The organism is Leisingera sp. McT4-56 (assembly GCF_020514995.1).
Classification (GTDB): domain Bacteria; phylum Pseudomonadota; class Alphaproteobacteria; order Rhodobacterales; family Rhodobacteraceae; genus Leisingera; species Leisingera aquaemixtae_A.
Window position 1 is genome coordinate 85,133 of sequence record NZ_JAJALF010000010.1, and the last position, 23,886, is coordinate 109,018.

The 23,886-nt window shown below is 64.2% G+C and carries 20 protein-coding genes; 12 read left to right on the forward strand and 8 right to left on the reverse strand.

Annotation, left to right across the window (positions count from 1 at the left end; translation table 11 throughout):
- Positions 1–57: 57 nt before the first annotated feature.
- The 6 genes from LHL23_RS13005 to LHL23_RS13030 all read left to right on the forward strand — a co-directional run bounded on the left by LHL23_RS13005 (position 58) and on the right by LHL23_RS13030 (position 4,004).
- On the forward strand, positions 58–951 hold the full coding sequence (locus tag LHL23_RS13005) for a protoglobin domain-containing protein (protein ID WP_226430158.1): 894 nt from the start codon (positions 58–60) through the stop codon (positions 949–951).
- A 1-nt stretch (position 952) separates the two neighbouring features.
- Positions 953–1,309 carry an STAS domain-containing protein gene (locus tag LHL23_RS13010; RefSeq protein ID WP_226430159.1) on the forward strand — a complete coding sequence of 119 codons (357 nt, stop codon included), beginning with the start codon at positions 953–955 and terminating at the stop codon, positions 1,307–1,309.
- Between the two features lie 74 nt (positions 1,310–1,383).
- Positions 1,384–1,722 carry an anti-sigma regulatory factor gene (locus tag LHL23_RS13015; protein ID WP_261397155.1) on the forward strand — a complete coding sequence of 113 codons (339 nt, stop codon included), beginning with the start codon at positions 1,384–1,386 and terminating at the stop codon, positions 1,720–1,722.
- Positions 1,713–2,360 carry a SpoIIE family protein phosphatase gene (locus LHL23_RS13020; RefSeq protein WP_226430160.1) on the forward strand — a complete coding sequence of 216 codons (648 nt, stop codon included), beginning with the start codon at positions 1,713–1,715 and terminating at the stop codon, positions 2,358–2,360. The genes LHL23_RS13015 and LHL23_RS13020 overlap by 10 nt, the downstream gene beginning before the upstream one ends.
- The gene (locus LHL23_RS13025; RefSeq protein WP_226430161.1) at positions 2,357–3,601 is read left to right on the forward strand and encodes a sensor histidine kinase; all 1,245 of its coding nucleotides are present in this window, start codon (positions 2,357–2,359) and stop codon (positions 3,599–3,601) included. Before LHL23_RS13020 ends, LHL23_RS13025 begins: the two co-directional genes overlap by 4 nt.
- A 1-nt stretch (position 3,602) precedes the next feature.
- Entirely contained in the window at positions 3,603–4,004 is a 402-nt protein-coding gene (locus tag LHL23_RS13030) for a response regulator (protein WP_226430162.1), read from the forward strand.
- Between the two features lie 133 nt (positions 4,005–4,137).
- On the opposite strand, the gene LHL23_RS13035 is transcribed toward LHL23_RS13030, so the two are convergent.
- The 3 genes from LHL23_RS13035 to LHL23_RS13045 form a co-directional block, all read right to left on the reverse strand.
- Entirely contained in the window at positions 4,138–5,103 is a 966-nt protein-coding gene (locus LHL23_RS13035; protein WP_226430163.1) for a methylenetetrahydrofolate reductase, read from the reverse strand.
- Complete coding sequence (locus LHL23_RS13040; RefSeq protein WP_222478852.1) at positions 5,100–5,672, reverse strand: methylenetetrahydrofolate reductase C-terminal domain-containing protein; 573 nt, start codon at positions 5,670–5,672, stop codon at positions 5,100–5,102. Before LHL23_RS13040 ends, LHL23_RS13035 begins: the two co-directional genes overlap by 4 nt.
- Positions 5,673–6,135: 463 nt before the next feature.
- Positions 6,136–8,433 (reverse strand): adenosylcobalamin-dependent ribonucleoside-diphosphate reductase, encoded by a 2,298-nt coding sequence (locus tag LHL23_RS13045; RefSeq protein ID WP_226430164.1) that lies wholly within the window; start codon positions 8,431–8,433, stop codon positions 6,136–6,138.
- Between the two features lie 194 nt (positions 8,434–8,627).
- Between LHL23_RS13045 and LHL23_RS13050 the strand changes: the two genes are divergently transcribed.
- Positions 8,628–9,059, forward strand: a complete 432-nt coding sequence (locus tag LHL23_RS13050) for a DUF1489 family protein (protein WP_226430165.1) — start codon at positions 8,628–8,630, stop codon at positions 9,057–9,059.
- A 228-nt stretch (positions 9,060–9,287) separates the two neighbouring features.
- Here LHL23_RS13050 and hisG read toward each other — a convergent pair whose 3' ends face one another.
- From hisG to hisS, 3 genes are read right to left on the reverse strand one after another with little or no spacing between them, the layout of a single operon-like run.
- On the reverse strand, positions 9,288–9,986 hold the full coding sequence (hisG, locus tag LHL23_RS13055) for an ATP phosphoribosyltransferase (RefSeq protein ID WP_222478846.1): 699 nt from the start codon (positions 9,984–9,986) through the stop codon (positions 9,288–9,290).
- Positions 9,986–11,071, reverse strand: a complete 1,086-nt coding sequence (locus tag LHL23_RS13060; protein ID WP_226430166.1) for an ATP phosphoribosyltransferase regulatory subunit — start codon at positions 11,069–11,071, stop codon at positions 9,986–9,988. The genes hisG and LHL23_RS13060 overlap by 1 nt, the downstream gene beginning before the upstream one ends.
- A 2-nt stretch (positions 11,072–11,073) precedes the next feature.
- Positions 11,074–12,561, reverse strand: coding sequence for a histidine--tRNA ligase (hisS, locus tag LHL23_RS13065; RefSeq protein WP_226430167.1), 1,488 nt, complete (start codon positions 12,559–12,561; stop codon positions 11,074–11,076).
- Positions 12,562–12,758: 197 nt separating this feature from the next.
- On the opposite strand from hisS, the gene LHL23_RS13070 reads away from it, so the two are divergent.
- On the forward strand, positions 12,759–12,953 hold the full coding sequence (locus LHL23_RS13070; protein WP_226430168.1) for a SlyX family protein: 195 nt from the start codon (positions 12,759–12,761) through the stop codon (positions 12,951–12,953).
- 265 nt (positions 12,954–13,218) lie between these two features.
- On the opposite strand, the gene LHL23_RS13075 is transcribed toward LHL23_RS13070, so the two are convergent.
- Both LHL23_RS13075 and dnaE read right to left on the reverse strand, forming a co-directional pair.
- Positions 13,219–13,857, reverse strand: coding sequence for a hypothetical protein (locus tag LHL23_RS13075; RefSeq protein ID WP_226430169.1), 639 nt, complete (start codon positions 13,855–13,857; stop codon positions 13,219–13,221).
- 14 nt (positions 13,858–13,871) lie between these two features.
- Positions 13,872–17,384 carry a DNA polymerase III subunit alpha gene (gene dnaE, locus LHL23_RS13080; protein WP_226430170.1) on the reverse strand — a complete coding sequence of 1,171 codons (3,513 nt, stop codon included), beginning with the start codon at positions 17,382–17,384 and terminating at the stop codon, positions 13,872–13,874.
- Positions 17,385–17,745: 361 nt separating this feature from the next.
- Between dnaE and LHL23_RS13085 the strand changes: the two genes are divergently transcribed.
- Genes LHL23_RS13085 through LHL23_RS13100 form a run of 4 tightly spaced genes read left to right on the forward strand, consistent with a single transcriptional unit; the run spans position 17,746 to position 23,837 of the window.
- Complete coding sequence (locus LHL23_RS13085; RefSeq protein ID WP_226430171.1) at positions 17,746–19,107, forward strand: xanthine dehydrogenase small subunit; 1,362 nt, start codon at positions 17,746–17,748, stop codon at positions 19,105–19,107.
- A complete protein-coding gene (xdhB, locus tag LHL23_RS13090; protein ID WP_226430172.1) occupies positions 19,104–21,398 on the forward strand; it encodes a xanthine dehydrogenase molybdopterin binding subunit in 2,295 nt (764 codons plus the stop codon). The genes LHL23_RS13085 and xdhB overlap by 4 nt, the downstream gene beginning before the upstream one ends.
- Positions 21,388–22,323 carry a xanthine dehydrogenase accessory protein XdhC gene (gene xdhC / locus LHL23_RS13095; RefSeq protein ID WP_226430173.1) on the forward strand — a complete coding sequence of 312 codons (936 nt, stop codon included), beginning with the start codon at positions 21,388–21,390 and terminating at the stop codon, positions 22,321–22,323. Before xdhB ends, xdhC begins: the two co-directional genes overlap by 11 nt.
- Positions 22,320–23,837: an ABC transporter ATP-binding protein gene (locus LHL23_RS13100; RefSeq protein ID WP_226430174.1), complete on the forward strand. Its 1,518-nt coding sequence runs from the start codon at positions 22,320–22,322 to the stop codon at positions 23,835–23,837. Before xdhC ends, LHL23_RS13100 begins: the two co-directional genes overlap by 4 nt.
- The last annotated feature ends 49 nt before the right edge of the window (positions 23,838–23,886 follow it).

Consider the following 23,886-nt stretch of genomic DNA (forward strand, 5'->3'; position numbering starts at 1 on the left):
ATTCGTTAATCGTCCCGGCAGACACTTTCTGCAAACGTATACAGGCAAGAGGGCACCATGAACGAGGTCATTTCTTCGACGATCCAGTCACCGGGCGAAGGCTTGCGAGAGGTCTGGGGCTGGTTCGACGTCAGCCAGGATGACCGCGCGCGGGTGGCTGACCTCTCTCCGCTGATTGAGCAGAACATCGACGGTATTCTGCAGGACTACTACAGCCGCGACGGCGGCTACGACCACCCCAGCGACGAGAATACCTCGGGCAGCATGCAGGAGGTCCGCGCGCAGCAGCGGCGCCACCTCCTCGAACTGTTCGATGCCGGTCTTGATCAGAAATATTTTGAAAGCCGCGAAGCCGCGGGCATCTTCAACGAAAGCTACGGCATCTCTCCCAGCTTTTACATGGGACTTTATACCTATGCCATCAACCGGGTCTGCGAGCTGGTGCAGGACAGCTGCGAGGACGCAGCGGAGGCCCAGACGGTGCAGCGGTCGCTGCGCAAGACGGCGGCCTGCCACCAGGCCCTGACGATGGAGGCGTTTTCCGCCGCCCGCACCGAAGCCATCGAGCAGCGCGAGCGGCAGCTGAGCGAATTGCCGACACCGGTGCTGCGGCTGCAGGAGGGCCTGCTGCTGGTTCCGGTTGTCGGCACCCTAGACAGCCACCGCTCCCGGCTGCTGACCATTCAGATCCTCGATGCCATCCGGGATCAGAGCGCACGGGCGGTCGTGCTCGACATCACCGGCGTTGCCGCGGTGGACAGCATGGTGGCAAACCACCTGATCCAGACCATGACCGCAACCCGGTTGATGGGCGCCTATTCGGTTCTGACCGGCATCAGTTCCGAGGTGGCCCAGGCGCTGGTCAAAATCGGCGTGACCGGCGAGGCGCTGAACCCCGCGGGCGATCTGGAACGCGGTGTCGCCACCGCGCGCAAGCTGCTGGAGGCCTGACGTGGGCCGCCGAGTGCCCATCGTCAGCCAGGGCGACCTGCTGATCGCATCCGTTCAGGAGGAGCTGTCGGACAGCGACATTCTGGACATGCAGACCCGCATCCTGGAGGAAGTCTCCCGCCTGTCGGCGACCCGGGTCATTCTGGATGTCAGCCTGCTGGATGTCATCGACAGCTTCGGCACCCGGATGCTCTGCAATATCGCGGCATCGGTATCCCTGCGCGGCGCCAGAATGGCGATTGTCGGCATCCAGCCCGAAATCGCCATGGCCATGGTGCTTCTTGGATTGACGCTGGAAGACGTCCCCACAGCCCAAAATCTCGATCACGGTATCGCCCTCCTGCGTGAACGCGCATGAACCAGCTGGCCCCCAATCCCGCCGCGCTTCTCCAGCGGGTAAAGCTTGACAGTGATGTCGTCGCTGCGCGCCAGATGGCCCGCCAATTGGCCGTCGAGCTGGAATTCTCCAGGCCGGATCAGGCGCTGGTGGCAACGGCGGTCTCCGAACTGGCCCGCAATATCGTGAAATACGCGCAGGACGGGGACATCGAAATCTGCGCAGTGACCAGCGGGCCCCGGGTCGGGATCAGGGTCACCGCGCGTGATCAGGGCCCCGGGCTGGAGGACATCGACCTGGCGATGCAGGACGGGTTTTCCACCGGCAACAGCCTGGGCCTCGGCCTGCCGGGGACGCGGCGGATTGTGGATGAATTCGATATCAGTTCAGCCCCCGGCAAGGGGCTGACAGTAACGGTGACGAAATGGCGGTAAGAACGGATTGCGGCAGCATATCCCTTGGCGCGGAGGGGGCATGGCTGGACTGGAGCGCCGCGCAGGCTGCAAAGACGGCCGGCGCCAAATGCGGCGACGGGTATCTTTTCCGGATAGTTGACGGCAAGCTGCTGGTCGCCCTGGCAGACGGCACCGGCAGCGGGGCGGAAGCGCATAAAACGGCGAACGCCTGCCTGCACGTGCTGTCGGTGGCGCAAGCGGCCCCTCTGCCGGAGCTCTTTGAAGCCGCCGGCCAAAGCCTGCGCGGCACCCGCGGCGCCGCCCTGGCTCTGGCGCTGATAGATCCCAGTGACGGCACTGTAGACTGGGCGGCGCTGGGGGATGTTGACGGAGTCATCCGGCCGCTGCCGCCGTGCCAGGACCAAAGCACCGGCATCCTGCAGACCGGCGGCATGCTCGGGATGAAGGTTTCCCGTATCTACACGCAGCGGCAGGCGTTCCCCCCGGGTCACCTGATAGTGCTGGCCTCCGACGGTATCTCACGCCGCTTCCGGGAAATGCCGCCCCCTGCGCAGATGCCGCTGCAGGATTATGTCGCCGCCTGCATGGAGGCTTACGGCAAGCCCCACGACGACCGCACGGTGCTGGCCGTCGCACACCGGCGGAGGCGCCAGTGACCGGCGTGGCCCGGGATACCTCCAGGGACGCAATGGTGCAGGCGGCGCAGCGGTACCAGGAAGCGTTGCTGACGTACATCAACAGCGGCGAGGCGGACCAGGGCGGCGAAGCCTACGACGTCACCCGGCTCCAGGCCGCCCTCATGGCCTATGCCGACAGCGGCGACGTAACGCAGCTGGGCGAGGCTTATGAGACCGCGCGCCTGGCCCTTCAGGCCAAGGTGCCGCTGTCGGATTTCAGCCTGTTCCACTTCGCGGTCTTGCGCGACTGCCTGGATGCGGACGGCAGGGCCGCCGAAAGCCTGGACAGGGTGGAGGATTTCTTTCTGCAGGGGATGGCCGTTTATGACATGGCGCTGCGCGGCTATGTCAGCAGCATGAGCAATCTGACCAAGGAAATCGCCGAGCGCCGCCGGGTCGAGCAGGAGTTGCGCGACATAACCTTCGAACTGGCGCGCCAGCGCGACGAGCTGGATCAGAAGGTGAAGAAGCGCACAGCGGAGATCCGCACCCGCGCCGAGGAACTGGAGATCAAGAACCGCCAGCTGACACAGACCAACCAGGAGCAGTCCAACTTCAGCTATGCGCTGTCCCATGACCTCAAGACACCGATAAACACCATCCACTGCTTCCTGGAGGTTCTGCTGGAAGATCACGGCACCGATCTGAAACCGGAGGCCCGGGAGCTGATCGGCGACCTGATCGGCACCGCCGGCCGGATGCGCCAGCTTGTCGATGACGTGCTGGACTATTCCAAAGTGGTCAAGCACCAGTTCACCCCGGAACCGGTCGATCTGGACGACATGGTCCGCCTGATCCTCAAGGATATGGGACCGCTCGTCACCAGCAGCGGCGCCAGGATCGTTGTGGGCCCCATGCCGGTCATCCGCGGCAGCCCGTTCCAGATGCGGGTGCTGCTGACCAATCTGCTGTCCAACGCGCTGAAATACATCCCCGGGGGCAAGGCGGCACAAGTGCGTGTCGCCTGCGGTCCGGCCGCGCAGCCGGGCAAGGTGCGCATTTCGGTGACCGACAACGGGCTGGGAATACCGGATGCGATGCAATCCAGGGTTTTCGACCTGTTCAAACGCCTGCACCGCCACGACGAATTCCCCGGCTCCGGCATCGGGCTGGCGCTGTGCAAGCGGGTGGCCGAAAACCACGGTGCTTCGATCAGCCTCACGTCCGAGCCCGGCAAGGGTACCGCGTTCAGCGTCGATCTCGAATTGCAGGAGACCTAGCATGGCCAGCAGCAAAACCGTCTACGTCATTGATGACGAACGGATGGACCGGAAATATGCCAAGCGGATCATCGACAAGTCGCAGCTGTTCGGCGGGGTGGAGCTGTTCGAAGGCCCCGAAGCCGCGCTGGCGCACATTCAGGACGGCGGCCCGAAACCGGATCTGATTTTTCTCGACATCAATATGCCGCCGATCACCGGCTTCGAGTTCCTCGAGATGTACGGACGCGAGATCCAGCAGCTGGACCCGGTGCCAGCGGTGGTGATCGTCAGCACCACAGTCAATCCTGCGGATCTGGAACGCGCAGAAAACTTCCCGCTGATACGGGACTTTCTCTGCAAGCCGCTGACGCTGGAACACGTCGCAGACTCGGCGGCGCTGCTTGATGAACGGGCTGGCTGACGCAGAAAAACCGGCCGGCAAACCATGGAAAGCCCCAAATTCAACAAGCAGAACTACGGTCCGGCCTCTCCCGTCAGCGGGGCCGCCTTAAACAGCCACCCTTCCCCTCCAGAGCACTTCGGTTTTGCTACAATTATCTCTTGCGGGCCGCCAGAACCCCCGACTCCCGTATGATCTCAGAGACCTCGTGCTCCTTCCGGTAGGCCATTACATGCACCCCGGACACACCGGCGATCTCGCGCATCTGCTGGATCAGTTCGATACAGATTCTCTTGCCTTCCTGTCCGGGTTTTTCAGCTTTCTCCATACGGTCGATGACCGCATCGGGAATATGGATCCCCGGCACATTCGAGCGCATCCACCGCGCCGCCCGCGCCGAAGCCAGCGGGCCGACACCGGCAAGGATGTAAACCTTCTCGTCCAGTCCCAGGTCCCGCACCCGTGCCATGAACTTTTCGAACAGGGGAACGTCGTAGATGTAGTTGGTCTGGATGTATTCAGCCCCGGCCTCCACTTTCTTGGCCAGCCGTTCCGGGCGCCATTCATGGGGCGGAATGCAGGGATTCTCAGCCGCCCCCAGAAACAGCAGCGGCGGGTTCTTGATGGTCCGGCCGGACAGGAACTTGCGTTCATCCCGCATTGTCCTGATGGTCCGCAGCAGCGACAGTGAATCGAAATCGAAGACCGGCTTTGCCCCTGGCTGGTCCCCCACTCCGACCCCATCCCCTGTCAGGCACAGAACATTGCTGACCCCCATGGCCGCCGCCCCCAGCACGTCGCCCTGAATGGCGATGCGGTTCCGGTCCCGGCAGGAGATCTGGTAGACAGGGGAATATCCTGCCCGGGTCAGCAGCGCGCTGATTCCGATCGACGACATATGGCAGTTCGCACCCGAGGCATCCGTGGCATTGATTGCGTCAGCAACCTCGCCAAGCGGGCGTGCGGCATCATAGACATCCGCAGGGTCGGCGCTGTCGGGCGGGTTCAGCTCCGCAGTGATGGCAAAGCGGCCGGAGCGCAGCACCCGTTCCAGCCGGCTGTGCGAAACATGGCCTTCGGGTGGCGCCGAGTAGGGCTGGGGCAAAACATGATCCATCATTTATTACCCTTCTGGGCCTGGGCGGGCTCTTCCGCCAGCGGCGCGGCAGAGGGTTCGTTCTTGCGCGCGTCGGGAAAGGCATCCGCGATTGCCGTGCGGCGTTTCTCCCGGGCTTCACGCAGATGGGCCGCTTTCTCGCGGCTCACCCGAAGCCAGGAAGAGGACCCTTCGAGGTTGCGCTCGACCGGCGGCAGCACCGTTGAAATCTGCCCGCCCCCTTTCATCCGCGAGGCACCATCCCAGGCCAGCGCCCAAACGCATTTCATTTCCGGTTTGACTTCGCAAAATCCGCCCGGCCTCACCCCGCCGCAGGGGCCGTTGCGCAGCTGCTTGGGGCAGTTCATCGGGCAGGACATGCCGGTCGATGACAGCACGCACTGCCCGCACATCTTGCAGTCGAACAGAACGGTCTTGACGCATTTCTCCACAAAGGCGATGGGGCGTTCGACCCGGTCATACCCGATCCTTGCCAGAACCGGATCCAGCGCGATCATGGCCTTCTCCACGCGCTTGTAGATCCACTCAAAGCTGCGCGAATGGCGAATAGCAAACAGGCGAATCCTGTACAACGTGCCCCCCTTTCTCCATCCGCTTACAAGGTATTATTCTACGGCTGCGTTGATCTTGAAATAGTCTTTGCGCCCCCGGTCTCCATGTTTTCGGCTGCATGCGGTTTCCGGGCACCCGCCGAACATTTCGGTTGCGGCCCGGATGCGCCGTCAATCCAGCCTGGGCCGTGGCAACGGCCCTCGAACTGACTTAGCGCAGTCTGAATCAGCAGATTGCGCCCGGCCCGAGTGGAGACCATGAGAGTGGTTCATCTAATTGTTAGCGCATGACCAGCTTTGGGTCCATCATGCCGGTGGCAAACGGTTCCGGCGGGCGGCAGCTCCCTACCGGAACCACCTGAACTACATAAATAACAGGCCACCGGGGCTACTCCCGATGGCCTGTATTTGCTTTCACAATGGCCAGAAAACTATAGGCAATGGACTGGATTAGCTTTCACACACAGCCTGCCCGCCTGGCCTCTTAGCCGCACTTGGAATGGCCGCAGCTGCGGCAGGTCATGCAGCCTTCGACCATCTGCATGTCGAACTGGCCGCAGCTCGGGCAGGCCTTGCCGCGGGGCTGGTTCAGGTTCACCACCTGCGCCTGCGGGTCGGACTTCAGCCCCATGCCCTCGCCTTCCAGGAAACCGGTCTTGACCATATGGGTTTCGATCACGCCGCCGATCGCCGCCAGGATCGAGGGAATGTATTTGCCCTGCACCCAGGCGCCGCCGCGCGGATCGAACACCGCCTTCAGCTCCTCGACCACAAAGGACACATCGCCGCCGCGGCGGAACACGGCCGAGATCATCCGGGTCAGCGCCAGCGTCCAGGCGTAATGCTCCATGTTCTTGGAGTTGATGAACACCTCGAACGGACGGCGGTGGCCGTTGATGATGATGTCGTTGATGGTGAGGTAGATCGCGTGCTCGCTGTCCGGCCACTTCAGCTTGTAGGTATGACCCTCCAACGACTGCGGGCGGTCCAGCGGCTCGGACATATAGACGACTTCCGCCCCGTTCTCGCCCACGTCGCTCTCGTGCGGCGCCTTGGCGGTCTCGCCCGGGGCGGTGTCGGCGCTCTCGCTCACCGACAGGACCGATCCGGTCACGTCGTTCGGCCGGTAGGTGGTGCAGCCCTTGCAGCCCTGATCCCAGGCCTGCATGTAGACGTCCTTGAAGTCGTCAAAGGAAATGTCTTCCGGGCAGTTGATGGTCTTGGAAATCGACGAGTCGATCCACTTCTGCGCCGCCGCCTGCATCTTGACGTGGGCCGCGGGGCTGAGCGTCTGGGCATTGACGAAGTAGTCAGGCAGCTTGGCGTCGGCGCCGAATTTCTCGCGGAACATCTGCACCGCGTAGTCGACCACCTCCTCCTCGGTGCGGCTGCCGTCCTTCTGCAGCACCTTGCGGGTGTAGGCATAGGCAAACACCGGCTCGATGCCCGAGGACACGTTGCCTGCATAGAGCGAGATGGTGCCGGTCGGCGCGATGGAGGTCAGCAGCGCGTTGCGGATGCCGTGCTCGCGGATGGCGTCGCGCACGTCCTCGTCCATGTTCAGCATGTTGCCGGAGTTCAGGTACTTCTCGGCGTCAAACAGCGGGAAGGCGCCTTTTTCCTTGGCCAGGTCCACCGACGCCAGATAGGCGGCGCGGGCGATCGCGTGCAGCCATTCGTCGGTTTGGCGCGCCGCCTCGTCGGAGCCGTATTCCAGCCCAAGCATCAGCAGCGCATCGGCGAGGCCGGTGACGCCCAGGCCGATCCGGCGCTTGTTCCTGGCTTCTTCCGCCTGCGCGTCCAGCGGAAACTTGGAGACATCAACCACGTTGTCCATCATCCGGACCGCGGTGGCGACCAGCTCCTGCATCGCGGACTGGTCCAGATGCGCGTCCTTCTCAAACGGATTGGCCACCAGCCGCGCCATGTTGACCGAACCCAGCAGACAGGCGCCGTAGGGCGGCAGCGGCTGCTCGCCGCAGGGGTTGGTGGCGCAGATGTTCTCGATGTAGTTCAGGTTGTTGGCCTTGTTGATACGGTCGATGAAGATCACGCCCGGCTCGGCATAGTCATAGGTCGCCTGCATGATCTTGTTCCACAGGTCGCGCGCCTCGACGGTGTGATAGACCTTGCCGTCGAACTGCAGCTCCCAGGAGCCGTCGGATTTCACCGCTTCCATGAAGTCGTCGGTGACCAGCACCGACATGTTGAACATGCGCAGACGCGCCGGGTCGGATTTGGCGGTGATGAACTGCTCGATATCCGGATGGTCGCAGCGCATGGTCGCCATCATCGCGCCGCGGCGGGAGCCTGCGGACATGATGGTGCGGCACATCGCGTCCCACACGTCCATGAAGCTGAGCGGGCCGGAGGCATCCGCCGCCACGCCTTTCACATCGGCGCCGCGCGGCCGAATGGTGGAGAAGTCATAACCGATGCCGCCGCCCTGCTGCATGGTCAGCGCCGCCTCTTTCAGCATGTCGAAGATGCCCGACATGCTGTCCGGCACGGTGCCCATCACAAAGCAGTTGAACAGGGTCACCTGGCGCGCGGTGCCGGCGCCAGCGGTAATGCGGCCCGCAGGCAGGTACTTGAAATCCTCCAGCGCACTGTAAAACTTCTCTTCCCACACTTCCGGCTTCTTTTCCGCCCGCGCCAGGTCGCGCGCGATGCGCCGCCAGGTGTCCTCGACGGTCACGTCGATCGGCGCGCCATCGGCCTGCTTGAAACGGTATTTCATATCCCAGATCTGCTCGGCGATGGGGGCGGCAAAGCGGCTCATGTGTCGGTCCTTTGAGTCGTTCGGGCTTCATGAAAACGGCTCCGCTGCGGCTGCTTTTTCAGGGCACCGTGGCGAATCCATTTTTTGTTCAGGCTTACTTGCAGCAAATGCGTGGAGAAACACAATACCTTGAAGTCAGCGATACGTAAACTACTATATACTGTCAAAGCTCTGGACGACTCTGTGGGGAAACTGTGGATAAGTGCGTGAATCTTGTGAAGCTTTCGGTCGGCACCGAAAGCGTCGACAGCCTGATGGCCTGGCAGGAGATGCGCCGTGCGGAACTGCCCGAAGGCCTGCCCCGCCACGTCACCCGCATGTGGCCCAAGCGCGAGGCGGAGATTCTGAACGGCGGCTCGATCTACTGGGTGATCAAAGGGCTGATCCAATGCCGCCAGCGGGTGCTGCGGCTGGATGAGGTGACCGGAGAGGACGGCATTCGCCGCTGCGCCATCGTGCTGGACCCGGAACTGCACCGCACCCACACCGCGCCGAAACGCCCGTTCCAGGGCTGGCGCTACCTGAAGCCGGAGGAATCGCCCGCCGACCTGCCCGAAGGCAAGAGCCAGGAAGAACCGCTGCCGCCGGAGCTGTCGCAGGCGCTGGCCGAAATCGGAGTGATCTGAGGCTGACCGCACTCCCCCCGCGGCAAGCCTCGCCAGCGCCGGGCGTCAGCCCGGCGCCCGGCCCTACCAGGCTGGAGGCATCTGTGATGGCTCCAGCCCCGGGACGGGAGCACCCCGGCAGACGGTATGCATCCAGATAGAAGTGACGCTCTCCCGCCCTCTTTGCAGGCATCAAAGATGCCTCGAAGGCGTTCGGCCAAGCCCGCGCTGACGCGCGGGCAGCAGCGCTTACTTGCGGTGTTCCAGCAGGTCCAGCAGCGTGTTCAGCGCCGCTTTCTCGTTGGTGCCGTATTTTGCCACCCGGCTGCGCCACAGGGTTGCCTGCGACTTCAGCACCAGCCCGTCACCTAGCAGCTTCAGGTGGTTGGCCCGCAGCGTCTCGCCGGTGGAGGTGATGTCGGCCACCATTTCGGCGGTCTCGTTCTTCACCGTGCCTTCGGTGGCGCCCTGGCTATCGACCAGCTGGTAATCCGCAACCCCGGCGTCGGTCAGGAACTCGCGCACCAGCCGGTGGTACTTGGTGGCGATCCGCAGCCGGTGCCCGTGCACCGCGCGAAAGGCCGAGGCCGCCGCATCCAGATCATCCAGCGTGTCCACGTCGATCCAGCATTGCGGTACCGCCAGAACCAGGTCGGCATGGCCAAAGCCCAGCTCCGCCAGTTCCTCCACCTGCTGCTCGAACCGCGGCAGCTTCTCCTGCACCAGATCGGTGCCCGTGACACCCAGGTGAATGCGCCCCGCCGCCAGCTCGCGCGGGATCTCGCCCGCCGACAGCAGCACCAGTTCCATGTTCGACACGCCCTCGACCGCGCCGGCATATTCCCGGTCGGAACCCGTGCGCGACAGCGTCACGCCGCGCTTGGCGAACCAGTCAAAGGTCTTTTCCATCAGCCGCCCCTTGGACGGCACCCCCAGCTTCAAGGTCATCAGCGCACCTCCTCAAGCTGCAGCATCAGGTCCGGGCGCAGCACGCCGCCGACTGCCGGGATCTCCTCGCCCTCGCCCAGACGCCGGGTCAGCGCGTCATAGCGCCCGCCGCTGGCCACCGGCGGCAGATCGGGCCGTGCTTCGGCGTAGAAGCCAAAGACAAAGCCGTCGTAATACTCCATCGAGGTGCGCCCGTAGGCGGCCTCGAAATCGAGGTTCTCGACATCCACGCCGCGCGCCTTCATCGCCGCGGTGCGGGCATCCAGCCGGTCCAGCGCCGGGTTGATCTGCGGCAGGTCCACCGCGATGTCGCGCATCTGTTCGGTAGCAAATGGCACGGTTTCCCGCACCGCCATCAGCGCTTCCAGCGCCAGCAGCTCGTTTTCGGAAATCGGCGGTGCCTTCGCATCCTCGCGCAGCGCTTCAACCCGCGCCTGAACCTCTGCCGCGCGGCGCTTGCCGACCTCCACCCCCGAACCGGTCAGGTCGCCCTCGGTTGACAGCAGCTTCTTGCGGCTCTCCGGCACCGGGGTGCGGCCGGCAAAGCGGTCCAGCAGGGAGCGGAAACGGCGCGGCCGCCAGATGTGGCGCATCAGCGCCGCCTTGCGCTTCTCGGTGGTGTTCAGCCCCTCGACCGCCGCCATCAGGATGCCGATGTCCCCGGTTGCCGCCCGCAGCGGCAGTCCGCGCACCTGCAGCGCAAACAGCGAAAACACTTCTGCGTCCGCGGCAGCGGCATCGTCGCGCTCGAACACCTCATAGCCGACCTGCAGGTATTCATTGGGCCGGTCCGGGTCCATCTCCTGACGCCGGAACACTTCGCCGGAGTAGGTATAGCGCGCAGGCTCGGCGCCGTGGCGCATATGCGCCTCCACCACCGGCACGGTAAAGTCCGGGCGCAGCATCTGCTCGCCGCGCAGTGCATCCGTGGTCACATAGGCGCGGGCGCGGATGTCCTCGCCGTAAAGATCCAGCAGAATGCCGGCCGGCTGCAGCAACGGCGTGTCCACCACCTGCGCACCCGCGGCCTCGAAGCGGACCCGCAGCTGGGCGGCGCGGGCCTGAATGTCAGAGCGAAGCGTCATGATCAGCCCTGCCCGTCCAGGATATCACGCACTTTGGCGACCAGCTCGCTGCGTGGCACTTCGAACTGGCTGGGGCGTTCCTTCCACTCTTCCAAGGTGGCGCTTTCGGCGATCTTGGCGCCCAGGATCAGGTCCTTGATCTGCACCACGCCATTGGCTTTCTCGTCGCCGCCTTCGATCACCGCCACCGGCGAGTTCCGCTTGTCCGCGTATTTCAGCTGGTTGCCGAAGTTCTTGGGGTTGCCCAGATAGACCTCGGCCCGGATGCCCGCATTGCGCAGCTCCGCCACCATCGCTTGGTAATCCGCCATCCGGTCGCGGTCCATCACGGTCACGACCACCGGCCCGGTGGCCTCCGCCGACAGCCGCCCCTTGGCGTGCAGCGCCGCCAGCAGCCGGTCGACACCGACCGACACGCCCACCGCAGGCACTTCTTGCCCCGTGAAGCGTTTGACCAGCCCGTCATATCTACCACCGCCTGAGACGGAACCGAACTGCCGCTTGCGGCCCTTCTCGTCCAGGATCTCAAAAGTCAGCTCTGCCTCAAACACCGGGCCGGTGTAATAGCCCAGCCCGCGCACCACTGAGGGGTCGATCTCGATCCGGTCCTTGCCATAACCGCCCGCGGCCAGCAGTTCGCCGATCTGCTCCAGCTCGGCAATGCCGTCCTGGCCCACCTTGCTGTCGCCCACCGCAGCGCGCAGGTTGGCGATAGTGCCGGCCGAATCCGCCGCCTTGGAAGTCAGGAACGCCAGCACCGGCGCTGCCTGATCATCGCTGAGGCCCACACCGTCAATGAAGGCGCCGGACGCATCCAGCCGCCCCTTGGTCAGCAGTTCGCGCACGCCGGCCTCGCCGACCTTGTCGAACTTGTCGATGGTGCGCAGCACGTCGTCGCGCTTGGCATCGCCGTCGCCCAGGCCCATCGCCTCCAGCACGCCGTTCAGAACCTTGCGGTTATTGACCCGCACCAGATAATCGCCGCGCGGAATGCCAACGGTCTCCAGCGTATCGGACAGCATCGCGCAAATCTCCGCGTCAGCGGCCATCGAGGCCGTGCCCACTGTGTCCGCATCGCACTGGTAGAACTGACGGAACCGGCCCGGCCCCGGCTTCTCGTTGCGCCAGACCGGCCCCATCGCATAGCGGCGGTAGGGGGTCGGCAGGTCGTTGCGGTGCTGGGCATAGACCCGCGCCAAGGGCGCTGTCAGGTCATAGCGCAGCGCCATCCAGTCGCCGTTGCCGTCGTCCTCGGTCTCCTGCCAGGCGAACACGCCCTCGTTCGGGCGGTCCACGTCGGGCAGGAATTTGCCCAGCGCCTCAACGGTTTCCACCGCCGAACTCTCCAGCGCCTCGAACCCGTAATGATGATACACACCCGCGATGGCCCGCAGCATCTCGCTGCGCTGGGTCACCTCCGCACCGAAATAGTCACGGAACCCCTTCGGCGTCTGCGCCTTGGGGCGGGGCTGCTTCTTCACTTTGGCCATATCCGGCCTCCTCACGGGTAGCGGTTTCACTCGCCCGGCGGTCTAGCGGATGCCGCCCCGCGCGGCAAGGCTGCGCAGGGACATGCGCCTGCTTCCTTTTGCCCGAAATTCTCATCTTCAATATGCGCAAGGCTTGATGATGGACGCGCCGCGCCAAAGCGCCTATCTAAGCGCATCCGCAATCAAAGGTCTGAGCCATGCAGCATCTGGAAGAGCAAATCGCCCATCTGACCCGCAGCGTGGAGGAGATGAGCGACGTGATCGCCCGCCAGCAGCAGGAGATCGACCTGCTGACCCGCCGCGTCGCCATGCTGATGCAGCGCGAAGCCGAGCGCCAGCAGGACGGCGGCGGCGGTGTCATCTTCGGCGACGAACGCCCGCCGCATTACTAAGGCGACATACGGTTTCGGCCGGGTACGGCAGGCGGGGGGGCAAGAGTTTTACCGCAAAACCCAAAGCCAGATTTTTCTCAACATCTGACGCCGTTCAACTTGTTTCCTTCGCTCCAGACTGGCTGTCGCAGCCCCAAGGCATTCCGCGCCGTTGCTCCGGGTCTGGAAGCTCGATCTCAAAGAGGCGGTTTCCAACAAACGAGGTATCTAGTGAAAGAGCCACAAACTTGTGAAAACCGCCGATCTAAGGTTAAGCACAATTAATCTACTTAAGTTGCATCTGCACCATTTTATAGCTCCAGTCGCCCCCGGATTGTGCAACCTTCTCACGAGCCCCTGAAGTTCCAACTGGCAAATTGTCCGCTACGGAAACAGACAATACGTTAGCGACATTGTTTGTGATTACAAGCTCGGCATCCTTGGAGGTCGAAACACGCTTCCCCCCATAGGTGCAAGTTACCTTCAATGGCGAAGGCTTATAGGAATAAACTGGCAGGTTTACGGTGGTGTTCGGGGCAAACTCGACAGAAAAATCGCCATTCCCCGCTTTGCAGTTCGCTCCCTCCACGTACCCGAATTTGTCAGTATTCACTCCCGGAAGCTCGGTTTTCAGTAAAACCGCAGAACTGTACGCACGGGAGACTTGGCTTGCGTCGAAGCCCGCCGAGTAGTTCAGTTTTGGGTCAACCTTTAGCGGGGTAACACCGCAAGCCGTTATTAAAGTGAATGCGGCAATGGCAAACATGCGCTTCATATAGATATCCTTTTTAAAAATGCTTCGCTCAACAGGCAGGGCGTAAATTTCAATTGAGCGGCATTGAACCACTCTTAACAACACCCCTCCATGCAATACTTGAATTGTTTTGTGCCAAAGTGGCTTCAGCCGTTCAAGCCACCAGATCACATTTTCTAAACAGCTTAGATTTCCTCTACATCCATCACCCCGTCGAGCGACTTAAGCGCGCCCTTGATCTGCGGGTTGATCGGGAACGGCTGGCCCAGATCCATCTCCACATCGCCAGGCAGGCCGGGGTCCTGCAGGTACATATAGACCTCGCCGCGCGAGGCATTGCGGGCTGCGGCCTTGGCATCCTCCAGCACCTGCGCCACGGTGCCCACCGCCGCCGCATCGCTGAGGTAGACCCGCAAGCTGCTGCGTCCGGCGTCGGCAATGGCGCTGTCCACCGGTCCGACCGAACGCACCAGCAGCTTCAGCTGGTCACTCTCCATCGTCGCCTCGGCGGTGATCACCACCTTGGCACCGGTCTCCAGATACTCTCGGGACTTCTCCAGCACCTCTGAAAACAGCGTCACCTCGAAGGCGCCGGAAGGGTCAGACAGCTGGGCAAAGGCAAAGCGGTTGCCGCGCGCCGACTTGCGCTCCTGCCGCCCCGCCACGACCCCGGCCATCTTGGCCATGAACGGGCCGCGCTCTGCCTTCGCCGTCACCTCGTCCAGCGTCATCACGTCCTTGCGCTTCAGCGCGGGCATGTAGTCGTCCAGCGGGTGGCCCGACAGGTAGAACCCGATCGCCTTGAACTCCTCAGACAGACGCTCCGCAGGCAGCCAGTCCGGCACATTGGGCAGCCGCGGCTCCGGCAGGTCCTCGCCCGCCTCGCCGAACAGCGACACCTGGCTGGAATTCCGCTGGTCGTGCACCGCAGCAGAGTAATCCACCAGCGCGCCCAGGCTCTCGAACACCCGGCGGCGGTTCTGATCCAGCTGGTCAAAGGCGCCTGCCCGCGCCAGCATCTCCAGCGGCCGCTTGCCGACCTTCTTGAGGTTCACCCGGCGGGCGAAGTCGAACACATTGACAAAGGGCTTCTCGTACTCGCCCTCCTTGCGCGCCTCGGCGACCAGCCGCATCACGTCCAGGCCGACGTTCTTCAGCGCACCCAGCGCATAGACCAACTCACCGTTCACCACGTTGAAGGTCGCCAGCGAACGGTTGATGCAGGGCGGCACGTATTTCAGCCCCAGCCCCTTTTTCACCTCTTCGAAGTAGATCGCCAGCTTGTCGGTCAGATGGATATCGCAGTTCATGACGCCAGCCATGAACTCCACCGGGTGGTTCGCCTTCAGCCAGCCGGTCTGATAGCTGACCACCGCATAGGCCGCGGCGTGGGATTTGTTGAAGCCGTAGTTGGCGAATTTCTCCAGAAGGTCGAAAACCTCGCTGGCCTTCTTCTTGTCGACCCCGTTCTCCGCCGCGCCCTTCTCGAACTTCGGGCGCTCGGCGTCCATCGCCTCCTTGATCTTCTTACCCATCGCCCGGCGCAGCAGGTCGGCGCCGCCAAGCGTGTAATTCGCCATCACCTGGGCGATCTGCATCACCTGCTCCTGATAAACGATGATGCCCTGGGTTTCCTCCAGGATATGGTCGATCAGCGGGTGGACCGAGGTGATCTCGCGCTGGCCGTTCTTCACCTCGCAATAGACCGGGATGTTTTCCATCGGGCCGGGACGGTACAGCGCCACCAGCGCCACGATGTCCTCGATACAGTTGGGCTTCATGCGCTTCAGCGCATCCATCATGCCGGTGGATTCCACCTGGAACACCGCCACCGTCTTGGCGCGGGAGTAGAGGTCATAAGTGACCTTGTCATCCAGCGGAATGGCGTTGATCTGGTTCTCCGCCCCCTCCGGCGGCTCATAGAGCTGGGTGCCATCGGCGGCGATATGCAGGTCGCGGCCCGACTGAAAAATCAGATCCATTGCGTTCTGAATGACGGTCAGAGTCTTGAGGCCAAGGAAGTCGAACTTCACCAGGCCGGCCTGCTCCACCCATTTCATGTTGAATTGGGTGGCGGGCATGTCGGAACGCGGATCGCGGTAGAGCGGCACCAGCGCATCCAGCGGCCGGTCGCCGATCACCACGCCCGCCGCGTGGGTGCCGGCCGAGCGCAACAGCCCCTCGACCTGCTGGCCATAGGTCAAAAGCCGGTCCACCACCGGCTCGTTGCGGGCCTCCTCGCTCAGCCGCGGCTCTTCCTTCAGCGCGTCGGCGATGGACATCGGCTTCACGCCCTCGACCGGGATCAGCTTCGACAGCCGGTCCACCTGGCCATAGGGCATCTGCAAGACCCGCCCCATGTCGCGCACCGCCGCCTTGGACAGAAGCGCGCCGAAGGTGATGATCTGCCCCACCTTGTCGCGGCCATACTTCTCCTGCACGTATTTGATCACCTCCTCGCGGCGGTCCATGCAGAAGTCGATGTCGAAGTCGGGCATCGACACCCGTTCCGGGTTCAGGAAGCGTTCGAACAGCAAACTGTAGCGCAAGGGGTCAAGGTCGGTGATGGTCAGCGCATAGGCCACCAGGGAGCCCGCACCGGAGCCCCGCCCCGGCCCCACCGGAATGTCGTGGTCCTTGGCCCATTGGATAAAGTCGGCAACGATCAGGAAGTAGCCGGGGAACCCCATCCCCTCGATGATGCCCAGCTCGAAATCGAGCCGCTCCTGATACTCCTCCACGCTCACCGCATGGGGGATCACCGCCAGGCGCTGCTGCAGGCCCTCGTTGGCGATGCGGCGCAACTCGGCCACCTCGTCATCGGCAAACTTTGGCAGAATCGGGTCGCGCCGGTACGCCATGAAGGCGCAGCGCCTGGCGATCTCCACCGTGTTTTCAATCGCCTCGGGCAGGTCGGCAAACAGCGCAACCATCTCCTCCTGGCTCTTGAAGTAATGCTGCGCGGTCAGCCGCCGGCGTGGCTCTACCTGATCGACATAGGCGCCCTCGGCGATACAGATCATCGCGTCATGCGCCTCGAACATTTCCGTGTTGGGAAAATAGACGTCATTGGTGGCGACCAGCGGCAAGTCCATGGCATAGGCCATCTCCACATGGCCGCGCTCGGTCTGCTTCTCCGCCTCTGGCTGGCCGTGTTCCCCCGGGTGGCGCTGCAATTCAACATACAGGCGGTTCGGGAAGATGCCTTTGAGCCGCTGCATCAGCGCTTCTGCCGCCGGGCGCTGGCCCATCTGCAGCAGCCGCCCGACCGGCCCGTCCGGCCCGCCGCTGAGGCAGATCACGTCGCCCGCGTTGGCTTCCAGCTCTTCCAGCGTTACATGCGGCAGCTCGCCCCCCTGCCGCAGATACAGGCAGGAGTTCAACTTCATCAGATGCTCGTAGCCCGCCTCGCTCTGCGCCAGCAGCACCAGCGGCGCCGGCGGTTTGGGCCGCTCCCCCGGTGCCGGCTCCGTGAACCGCAGGTCCACCTGGCAGCCGATGATCGGCTGTACCCCGGCGCCGCTTGCCGACACCGAAAACTCCAGCGCCGAGAACAGGTTGTTGGTGTCCGTCACCGCAATCGCGGGCATCTCGTGCTTCTTGCAGAGGTCCGGCAGCTTTTTCAGCCGCACGGCGCCTTCCAGCAGCGAGTATTCGGTATGGGTGCGCAGGTGAATGAATCGGGGAGAGCTTGTCATGCCGCCACGCTATCTTATTGACGCGGCGGGGCGAAAGGGCGATCTGTGCGCGAACTGCCCGTCGAAACCGGTGCGGTGAACCCTGCATTTTATCCATTTTGTTGAAACTCTTTCGCGGCTGGCGCGCAAAGCGCCCGCAAAGATGCGGATAAAACGCATAAATATTAATGCCCTACCGCAAATCCCGGCAACATTCTTGCGCCGCGGAATACTGCACCGCAGCACCGGTTTTCCTTGCTTTGGCAACGGGCTGCTCCCTAGGCTGTTGTCAGCAAGCAAAAAATCAGCCCGCTCAGCCCTCTGCGCCGCATCGAGGGCAAGGCACTCAGGGTCAACAGGGTAAAGCGGCGGTATCGGGAAGATGGCACTCACCTTTCGTCTGAATGGTGAAGAGGTCCGCATTCCGGACGCAGACCCGTCCACAACTTTGCTGGACTGGCTGCGCGGGGAAAGGGGCCTCACCGGCACCAAAGAAGGCTGCAACGAGGGCGATTGCGGCGCCTGCACCGTCATGGTCACCGACAGGCGCGGCTCCAAAGCCCTGAACGCCTGCATCCTGTTCCTGCCGCAGCTCAACGGCAAATCCGTCCGCACTGTCGAGGGCGCCGCAGGCCCGGACGGCAGCCTGCACCCCGTGCAGCAGGCAATGATTGACCACCACGGCAGCCAATGCGGGTTCTGCACCCCGGGCTTCATCATGTCGATGGTGACTGCGCACGCCAACGGCGCCGCCGATTTCGACGACCAGCTGGCGGGCAATCTCTGCCGCTGCACCGGCTACGCCCCGATCATCCGCGCGGCCGAGGCCGCCAAGGATGCCCCGGTGCCGGACTGGATCACCCGCGACCGCCCGGTGGACCCCGGCACCCAGCCGCTGATGCCGCGGTCGGCGGATGAACTGGCGGAACTTTATGCCGCTAGCCCGGACGCCACCCTGATCGCCGGCGCCACCGATGTCGGCCTCTGGGTGACCAAGCAGCTCCGCCACCTGCCGCAGATGATTTTCCTCGACGGCTGCGCAGACCTCAAGGACATCGAGGTGACAGACACAGCCGCCCGCATCGGCGCGATGGCTGATTTGAACGCCCTGCGCGCCGCGATGGAACCGCTGCATCCCTCCTTTGCCGAAATGCTGCGCCGCTTCGCCTCCCAGCAGGTGCGCGCCGCGGCCACCGTCGGCGGCAACATCGCCAACGGATCGCCCATCGGCGACACCCCGCCCGCGCTGATTGCGCTTGGCGCCATCCTGCATCTGCGCAAGGGTGATACCAGCCGCGAACTGCCGCTGGAGGACTTCTTCCTCGACTACGGCAAGCAGGACCGCCAGCCTGGCGAGTTTGTCGAGGCGGTCAGCTTCCCCCGCCAGCCCGACGCGCTGAAGGTCTACAAGCTGTCGAAACGGTTCGACCAGGACATCTCCGCCGTGCTCGGCGCCTTCAACGTGACGGTGGAGAATGGCCGGGTCACCGCCGCACGCATCGCCTTTGGCGGCATGGCCGGCATCCCCAAACGCGCCGCCAATGTCGAGGCTGCCCTCACCGGCCAGCCCTGGGATGAGACGACGATCAATGCCGCCGCCGCGGGTTTCGATCAGGACTTCACCCCGATGACCGACATGCGCGCCTCCGCCGTCTACCGGCTGGAAACCGCGCGCAGCATGCTCTCCCGCTATTTCGCCGAGCTGAACGGCAAGGCGGTTTCGGTGCTGGAGGTGAAGCCATGAGCGTCTCCAAACCCCTTCCCCATGATGCTGCCGAACTGCATGTAACCGGCACCGCCCGTTATGTCGATGACATCCCCTCCCCCGCCGGCACCCTGCATCTGGCCTTCGGCCTCTCGCCGATCGCCCGCGGCCATATCACCGGCATGCACCTGGGCGAGGTGCAGCACAGCCCCGGCGTGGCGGCGGTGATGACCGCCAAGGGGCTGCCGTTCTCCAACGACGTCTCTCCCTCAATCCATGACGAGCCGCTGCTGGCGGCGGGCACCGTCAACTATGTCGGCCAGCCGGTGTTTCTGGTGGTCGCCGACAGCCACCGCAACGCCCGGATCGCTGCCCGCAAGGGCAAGGTCGACTACAAGGAGGAACCCGCGCTCCTGACCTTGGACGCGGCGCTGGCCGCCGACAGCCGGTTCGAGGAAGGCCCGCGCATCTATCAGAAGGGCGATGCCGCCGCCGCCATTGACGCTGCCCCGCGCACCGTCGAAGGCACGTTTGAGCTGGGCGGCCAGGAGCATTTCTACCTCGAAGGCCAGGCGGCAATGGCCTGGCCGCAGGAAGACGGCGGCATGCACGTCTTTTCCTCCACCCAGCATCCGACCGAAATCCAGCACAAGGTTGCCGACGCCATCGGCCTGCCGATGCACGCCGTCCGCGTCGAGACCCGCCGCATGGGCGGCGGTTTTGGCGGCAAGGAAAGCCAGGGCAACGCGCTTGCCGTTGCCTGCGCTGTCGCCGCGCGGCTGACCGGCAAACCCTGCAAGATGCGCTATGACCGCGACGACGACATGGTGATCACCGGCAAGCGCCATGCCTTCCGCATCTCCTACCGCGCCGGGTTTGATGACGATGGGCTGCTGCAGGGGGTGGAGTTCCTGCACCTGGCCGACTGCGGCTGGGCACAGGACCTGTCGCTGCCGGTCGCAGACCGCGCCATGCTGCACGCCGACAACGCCTATCTGATCGCCAACATCCGCATCGAAAGCCACCGCCTGCGCACCAACCGGCAAAGCGCCACCGCCTACCGCGGCTTTGGCGGACCGCAGGGCATGGTGGGGATCGAGCGGTTGATGGACCACATCGCCCATGACCTCGGGATCGACCCGGCGGAACTGCGGCGGCGGAACTATTATGCGGCACCGGCGGAGGCGAAGCCGGACAACACCACGCCCTACGGTATGGAAGTCACGGATTTCGAGCTGCACGGGATGACGGCGGATCTGCTGCGCTCCTCCGGCTACGCTGCCCGCAAGGCGGCGATTGCCGAATGGAACAAGACCCAGACCCACCTGAAGCGCGGCATCGCGTTCTCGCCGGTGAAGTTCGGCATTTCCTTCACCCTCACCCACCTCAACCAGGCCGGCGCTTTGGTGCATGTCTATCAGGACGGCTCCGTGCATCTGAACCACGGCGGCACCGAGATGGGCCAGGGGTTGTTCCAGAAGGTGGCGCAGGTCGCCGCCAGCCGCTTTGGCATCCCGCCGGAGAAGATCAAGATCACCGCCACCGACACCGGCAAGGTGCCCAATACGTCGGCCACCGCCGCCTCCTCCGGCTCCGATCTCAACGGCATGGCGGTGAAGGCCGCCTGCGACACCATCCGCGCCCGCATGGCGGAGCATCTGGCACTGCAGCATCAGGCGAGGCCCGGCGATGTGGTGTTCGAAAACGGCCAGGTGCGCATCGGTCAGGATGTGATGAGCTTCGACAAGGCTGCAGACCTCTGCTACCAGGGCCGCGTCAGCCTCTCCGCCACCGGCTTCTACAAGACGCCCAAGGTCAAATGGGACCGGATCAAGGGCCAAGGCCGCCCCTTCTACTATTTCGCCTATGGCGCCGCGGTGACCGAAGTGGCAGTGGACGCCCTGACTGGCGAAAACCGCATCCTGCGCGCCGACATCCTGCATGACGCCGGCGCCTCGCTGAATCCCGGCATCGACATCGGCCAGATCGAGGGCGGCTACGTCCAGGGCGCTGGCTGGCTCACGACTGAGGAGTTGGTCTGGGACGACGGCGGCCGCCTGCGCACCCATGCGCCGTCCACCTACAAGATCCCCGCCTGCTCCGACCGGCCCGACGTGTTCAACGTGAAACTCTGGGACGGCCAGAACCGCGAGGACACCATCTACCGTTCCAAGGCGGTGGGGGAGCCGCCCTTCATGCTGGGCATCTCCGCCTGGCTGGCGCTCAGCGATGCGGTCGCCGCCTTTGGCGACAGCTACCCGGCGCTGAACGCGCCGGCGACGGCAGAGGAAGTCTGGCGCGCAATCCGGAGGGTGCGCGATGGGATTTGACCTTCAGGCATTGCGCGAGGCGGTTGCCTCACACGGCCGCGTGGTGCGGGTGGTGATTGCCGCGGTCCGCGGCTCCTCCCCGCGCGAACCAGGCGCCGCCATGCTGGTCTGGGACGGCGGCCAGAGCGGCACCATCGGCGGCGGCACCCTGGAATTCGAGGCCGCCGAAGCCGCCCGCGAACAGGTTGTTCCCAAACGTTTCAGCAGCCACGCGCTGGGACCGGATCTGGGCCAGTGCTGCGGCGGCGCCGTCACCCTGCTGAGCGAGGTTTACGAGGCCGCGGATCTGGACAGGCTGGACGGCGAAATCATCGCCCGCCCGGCTGCCCCCGCACCGATGCCGATGGCGGTAAAGCGCATCCTCGCCGCTGCCCGCAGCCAGGGGCTGGCGCCAGAGGTGCAGTTGGTGGACGGCTGGATGATCGAACCGGTCCACCGGGCCAGTCGGCCGGTCTGGATCTGGGGCGCTGGCCATGTCGGCCGCGCGCTGGCGGACGTGCTGGCACCGCTGCCGGACATGGAGATCACCTGGGTGGACACCGCGCCGGAGCGCTTCCCGACAGAAATCCCGTCCGGCGTCACCGCTGTCCCGGCGGCTGATCCCGCGCTTCTGGTGCCGCATGCACCTGAAAACGCTGCGCATTTGGTGCTGACCTATTCCCATGCGCTGGATCTGGCGCTATGCCACGCATTGTTGGGCCACGGCTTTGCCTTTGCCGGGCTGATCGGCTCCAGAACCAAATGGGCGCGGTTCCGCTCGCGCCTTGCGGCCCTGGGCCACGCCCCCGGGCAGATTGCGCGGATCACCTGCCCGATTGGCGATCCGCAACTTGGAAAACATCCGCAGATGATTGCGGTCGGCGTCGCGGCCCAGCTGCTGCGGCAAGGTGCAGAAAACGAACTGAGAGAGGGCGCAAGCGCGTGACCGTACCACTGTTGAGCCTTCAGGGCCTGACCAAGGCCTACCCCGGGGTTGTGGCCAATGACTCCGTTTCCTTTGACATCGGCGAGGGCGAAGTGCACGCCCTGCTCGGCGAAAACGGCGCCGGCAAGTCGACCCTGGTCAAGATGATTTATGGCCTGGTCAAGCCCGACAGCGGCAAGATGCTGCTGCGCGGCCAGCCCTATGAGCCGGCTGAGCCGCGCCAAGCGCGGGCCGACGGCATCGCCATGGTGTTCCAGCACTTTTCGCTGTTCGACGCGCTCAACGTGGCCGAGAACATCGCCCTCGGCATGGAAAATCCGCCGGAGATGCGCGACCTCGCCGCCCGCATCCGCGAGGTGTCGGAAACCTACGGCCTGCCGCTCGACCCCTTCCGCACCGTCGGCGACCTGTCCGCGGGCGAGCGCCAGCGGGTGGAGATCATCCGCTGCCTGCTGCAGGACCCGAAGCTCTTGATCATGGATGAGCCGACCTCTGTGCTGACCCCGCAAGAGGTGGAGATCCTGTTCAAGACCCTGCAGAAACTGCAGTCCGAGGGCACCTCGATCCTCTATATTTCCCACAAGCTGGAGGAAATCCGCACGCTGTGCGACCACGCCACCATCCTGCGGCTGGGCAAGAACGTCGGCGAATGCACGCCTGCCGACACCTCGGCCCGCGACATGGCGGAAATGATGGTCGGCAGTTCGCTGCAGACGCCCCAGCGCGAGGCGCGCGAGTTCGGCCCTGTCGCAATGGATATCTCCGGCCTGTCGGTTCCCGCGCCCTCAGCCTTCGGCACCGCGCTCAAGAACGTGCATCTGACCGTGCGCAAGGGCGAGATCCTCGGCATCGGCGGCGTTGCCGGCAACGGCCAGGACGAATTGCTTGGTGTTCTTTCCGGCGAAACCCTGACCGAGGCGGATGCGGTGAAGCTGCATGGCGACCCCATCGGCCGCCTTGGCCCCACCGCCCGCCGCAAGCTTGGCGTGCTGGCCGCACCTGAGGAACGCCTCGGCCACGCCGCCGCCCCGGACATGAGCCTGACCGAGAACGCCATGCTCACCGGTTCGGTGCGCGAGGGGCTGGAGAAGAATGGATTTCTGGATTGGGGCGCCACCAAGGACTTTGCCGAGCGCATCATCAAGGCGTTCGACGTCCGCACGCCGGGCCCCGGCAACGCGGCACGCTCGCTGTCCGGCGGCAACCTGCAGAAATTCGTGATCGGCCGCGAGGTGCTGCAAAAACCCGAGGTGCTGGTGGTGAACCAGCCGACATGGGGCGTCGATGCCGCCGCTGCCGCCGCCATCCGCCAGTCGCTGCTGGACCTCGCCGCCAAGGGTGCGGCGGTGATCTGCATCAGCCAGGACCTGGATGAACTGATGGAAATCTCCGACAGCTTTGCTGCCCTGAACGAAGGCCGCCTCAGCGCCCCGCGCGAGGCTGCGGGCCTGACGGTGGACGAGATCGGCCTGATGATGGGCGGCGCCCACGGCATGGAGGTGGCGCATGTATGAGAATTCGGGACGCCTCCGGCGGGAGTATTTTAGGAAAGATGAAAAGGGA